Source organism: Streptomyces sp. NPDC006512 (assembly GCF_040611935.1).
GTDB lineage: Bacteria > Actinomycetota > Actinomycetes > Streptomycetales > Streptomycetaceae > Streptomyces.
In genome coordinates this window covers 1-4,249 of sequence record NZ_JBEXPG010000132.1, presented here as the reverse complement: position 1 = coordinate 4,249, position 4,249 = coordinate 1, and the positions used below count along the sequence as shown (strand labels likewise).

Here is a 4,249-nt window from a genome sequence, read left to right as displayed (position 1 = left end):
GGGGACCCTGTGGGAGAGTAGGACGCCGCCGAACAATCATTGTGGGAAAGCCCCGCACCTTATGGTGCGGGGCTTTTCTGCGTTTACGGCCCGGACGGAACCGGCTCCAATTGCTTCGTTCCGACCACGCGCCGGCCCTACTCGCGTTCGAACGGGAGAACCGGGCCTACTTCTTCGCAGGCTTCGCCTCCTGCCACCGCGAGCAGATGGCCGAACTCGGCTACCGCATCGCCGAGCGGGCCACCGGCTTGGGGCTTGCCACCGCCGCGGTCCGCGAAGCCTGCGGGCTGGCCGGCGCGGAGTACGGCCTGACCACCGTCCAGGGCCGTAACGACACCCGACAACGCCGCCTCCCGAGCCGTACTCGCCCGCACGGGCTTCCTCCCCGTCGCGGAACTCCGACTGGACTCCCGCCCGGGCCTCAGCTTCGTACGACAGTTGAGGGAGCCCTCGCCATCTGGAAACACGGAGCCGTAGTACCGCGAACGCGGGTGCAGAGTAAGGAGCATGACGATGAGTCAGGATGCCAGTGCGGGGGCGCGAAAACGTCTTTGTGCTGCCGCGGGGCTGGGGTGGATGCTGGCTCACCGGAGGTACTCGAGATGACCGACGTCTTGTTGAAGCTGTCAGCCCGCGACTTGGTGCATGCGGACCTGGCGTCATGCGGGTGGGCAGGGTCTGAACACCATCTGGCCGGCGTAGCCGAGCAGCTGGAACGGGCGCGGATCGGCGAGGTCGACTACCTCGCGGTCTGTTCGCCGGCCGACATCCCCGTGGCGAAGGGCGGCGTCGACTACCAGGTGAGGGAAGGCGCCGGCACGTTGTGGCAGCTGGCCGTCCACCCCGCACTGCAATCGTGCGGGATCGGCACCTTCCTCGTCGAAGCCGCAGAACTGCGGATCAGGAACCGCGGCCTGCGGCGGGCCGAGCTGAGTGTGGAGGAAAGCAACCCCCGGGCACGTGCACTGTACGAACGGCTCGGATACGTCGCATACGACCGCCAGCCGGATTCGTGGCAGGAGCAGACCCCCGACGGAACGTTGCGCCGCTACGAGACGGTGTGCACGCTGATGCGGAAGGAACTCGCCTAAGGGAAAGGATCTTCGGGTTGGTGCGGGCGTGGCTGGCCGGTGTTCGGCTTGCTTGTCTACCCGACGAGGGTGAGGTTGTGCAGCCGGGCGATGCTGCTCATCGCGTGGCGGACTCCATCGCCCTTCAATCGGCAGTCGCGGAGAAGGTAGCGGTAGTTCTTCGACCGCTCGGCCACCATGTGGTCGCGCGTGGGGACCAGGGTTCCGTCCCCGAGCGCGAGCAGGGGGCCGAGGTGTCTGATGACGCGGTCGGCCGCGGACTCCCAAAGAGCGGGGCAAGCTGGCGCAGCGTCACGTTCGTGCTCCAGTACGTCGTGATCAGCAGGACCCGATTTTCCAGCGGCAGCCCCCACGGCCGACCCCGTCGTACTTCCGCGGCTCCGTCTTGGCGCAGTGCGGTCACCAGCTTGCCAAAGCAGCGTGGGCTCAGCCCGGTGAACGGGGCCATCCAGGACGGGGCCGACGCCGTGATCACTCCAGTCGCAGCAAGATCATGGCGCAACGCCGGGCCCCGCTCCGCTACTCCGTCACAGGCCCCTGGTCGGGGTCTCACCATCACCCGCGGCTGCACCCTGTTTATGGCACCGCCGGACCGGCACGAGGTTATTGAGGAGCAGGGTGTGGGAGGTCTGTTGGGGAGCGTCTCCGGGGTCCGCTGGGGAGAACTGCGCGATGCGACGGGCGTTGCGGCCGGCGGTATCCCTCCTCTGCTGGCCCGGATCGCCTATGGCGATGAGGACACGGCTCGCATCGCCATCGATGACCTGGGCGACGCCGTATGTGCGCTGGGGTTCGTCGTCGGCGAGGTGACAGCTCCCACGGTCCCGGTCCTTCTCGAACTGGCGGGTCCCCGCAGGTGGCCTGCAAAGCCGAGTTGTTGGACCTGCTGGGGAGCATCTACCGGACCGACCAGTGGCACTCCGCTGCTGCATCGACCCAGGATCGCAAGCACGACGCGAGCTACCAGCAGCAAACAGGCTGGGAGGCGGCTGCAAGGGCTGCCGTGTACGCAGGCCGGTCAATCATCGAGGGTGTCGCCTCCTCCGTGCGGCCGGAGCTGGCGATGCCTGCTCGAAAGTTGCTGCAGGTGATGGACGACCCCCCACCGTTCCCGGAGCTATGAGCGGTCATTGCGGGACAGCCCAGAACCGAGTCGACGACCCGTCAGGGGCCGCGTGATCGATGACCTCAACGGCGGCCGACGAGGACGACCCGGCCTGGTTCACCTCGGTCGCGGTCCTGGATGAAGGCGGCTACGAGGTCGTCCGCCGCGACACCACCCGCCGCGAACACGACGGCGCCACCGAGACCAGCATCGGCCAGACCGCCAGTGTTCGGTCAGGGGCGGGTGGGCGGCGGTGACGAGGGTGGCGTGGAGGTGCAGACCGGTGGACGTCCGGCGATCGCTGCTTTCGTGCCCTTGTGTAGGCCGCAACCCGTTGCCGTCGAGCTCGTGGAGCCTGTACAGGGCCTACTGCCGATTGGGGTGGCGGTGGGACGGTGTCGGGGATCCGGCAGGCCCGTCTGCTGGCTTCGGCTTCGGGCCCGTTCCAGGCAGCGGGCAGCAACAGCCGTCGGGACAACGGGCACGGGGCGGTGTTGGAGGTGGCGTGGTGGCTGGTGCGGATCCCTCGGACGCGGATTCCTCCAGCCCTCGTACGACCAGCGATCTACTGCTGGCCGGGATGGGCTGCTGGTCCTGCCGGGGTTCTGGGCCGTCTGCCTGAGGCCGACACGGACGCGGCGTACGGGGCCCTGAGCGACGCGGAGCAATGGTCGGTCTTCAGGGTTCCCCTTCGGCGGGGGACACCCGGCGGTTGTCGTGGCCGCGACTTCGTCGGAGACGAGGGCACGGAGTACTACGTCTCCCACCCCGAAGGGGACCGGCTCGGTCAGCTGGCCACCCACGGCGGGCAGCAGCTCGGCCCTGGCCTGTCCTGGAGGGACCTCACGTTGGGGTCCAAGCGCTGTACGCACTGCTGGCCGCGGAGGTTGCCGCGCTGGTCGGTGGTGCGCTCTCCTCCGGGTGGGCTTCACTAAAGCTGACGCTCCACGGCTGGCGCAGGACCTGCTCCAGGAGCACCCGCTGTGGGAGCCGGCCGGATGGGCGCTGACCACTGTGACTCCCTTCTCCCGGAGGGCAGGACCACTTTCCCTCGCCCAGGGGGTCACGCGCGACCAGAGCGAACGGCTGGACCGGGCACTGGGCGCCTGGCCCCACGCCTGATCCGTGGAACCGAGCCGCGGCACCGGCCGCGCCGCGTGCAGGCCGGCTCCTCGAGGGCGCGAAAGAAAGCCGGCCGGGGATGTCGAGAACCCGCGTCCGGCTCCGTCCCCGGGGTGAAGGCGACCGTAAGGGGTCGCAGGGGCGATGAGGAGAGCACGATGGCGAAGTACCTGTTGTTGAAGCACTACCGGGGTGCGCCGGCCGCGGTCAACGACGTGCCGATGGACCGGTGGAGCCCGGAGGAGATCACGGCGCACGTGCGGTACATGCACGACTTCGCGGCCCGGCTGGAGCAGACCGGCGAGTTCGTCGACGGCCAGGCCCTCGCCCCCGAGGGCGCGTGGGTCGGCTACGACGGCGAGGGGCGCCCGCCGGTTACCGACGGGCCGTTCGCGGAGACCAAGGACCTCATCGCCGGCTGGATGATCATCGACGTCGACAGCTACGAACGGGCCCTCGAAGTGGCCGGGGAACTCTCGGCTGCCCCGGGAGAGGGAGGCAAGCCCATCCACGAGTGGCTGGAGGTGCGGCCGTTCCTGACGGCGCCGCCCACCATCACGGAGTGACGTGGTGGAAGCCACCGCGGCTGTCTACTGGCACCCCTCCCCAGGTGGGCAGCCCGATTTTGACTCTCCCCGGGGAGGGTTGTAGAGTTAAACGGTTGCCTCGAACCGGACAGGTTCGGCAGCACTCCACCCCTCAAGGATTCAAATCCATGTGGGGTGTCTTCGACTCTTCATTCGAGAACGTTGAAGCCGGGAAATCCGGTGGAAAATCTCTGATAGAGTCGGAACCGCCGGAAAGGAAAAGCGCGAAAGCGCAGGACCTGGAAAGCGCCGAGGAAATCGGGCCCGAAAGAGTCTGATAGAGTCGGAAACGCAAGAACACAGAACGAAAGCCCGGAGGAAAGCCCGCGAGGGTGAGTACAAAG

4 protein-coding genes and 2 pseudogenes are annotated in these 4,249 nt (G+C 67.9%); 4 read left to right on the top strand and 2 right to left on the bottom strand.

The genetic code is table 11. The annotated features are described in order from the left end of the window. Positions 1 to 77 precede the first annotated feature (77 nt). Positions 78 to 477, top strand: a pseudogene (locus tag ABZZ17_RS39885) (GNAT family N-acetyltransferase). Positions 478 to 602: 125 nt separating this feature from the next. Continuing rightward, positions 603 to 1,091: an N-acetyltransferase gene (locus tag ABZZ17_RS39880; protein ID WP_356884262.1), complete on the top strand. Its 489-nt coding sequence runs from the start codon at positions 603 to 605 to the stop codon at positions 1,089 to 1,091. A 56-nt stretch (positions 1,092 to 1,147) separates the two neighbouring features. Here the strand turns inward: ABZZ17_RS39880 and ABZZ17_RS39875 are convergent. Next, a pseudogene (locus tag ABZZ17_RS39875) lies at positions 1,148 to 1,539 on the bottom strand (transposase family protein). Between the two features lie 734 nt (positions 1,540 to 2,273). On the opposite strand from ABZZ17_RS39875, the gene ABZZ17_RS39870 reads away from it, so the two are divergent. Beyond that, positions 2,274 to 2,453 carry a hypothetical protein gene (locus ABZZ17_RS39870; protein ID WP_356884264.1) on the top strand — a complete coding sequence of 60 codons (180 nt, stop codon included), beginning with the start codon at positions 2,274 to 2,276 and terminating at the stop codon, positions 2,451 to 2,453. Between the two features lie 1,023 nt (positions 2,454 to 3,476). After that, the gene (locus ABZZ17_RS39865) at positions 3,477 to 3,884 is read left to right on the top strand and encodes a YciI family protein (RefSeq protein ID WP_356884260.1); all 408 of its coding nucleotides are present in this window, start codon (positions 3,477 to 3,479) and stop codon (positions 3,882 to 3,884) included. Positions 3,885 to 4,017: 133 nt separating this feature from the next. Here the strand turns inward: ABZZ17_RS39865 and ABZZ17_RS39860 are convergent. Further along, a partial coding sequence (locus ABZZ17_RS39860) for a hypothetical protein (protein WP_356884258.1) occupies positions 4,018 to 4,249 on the bottom strand: 232 nt, incomplete at its 5' end.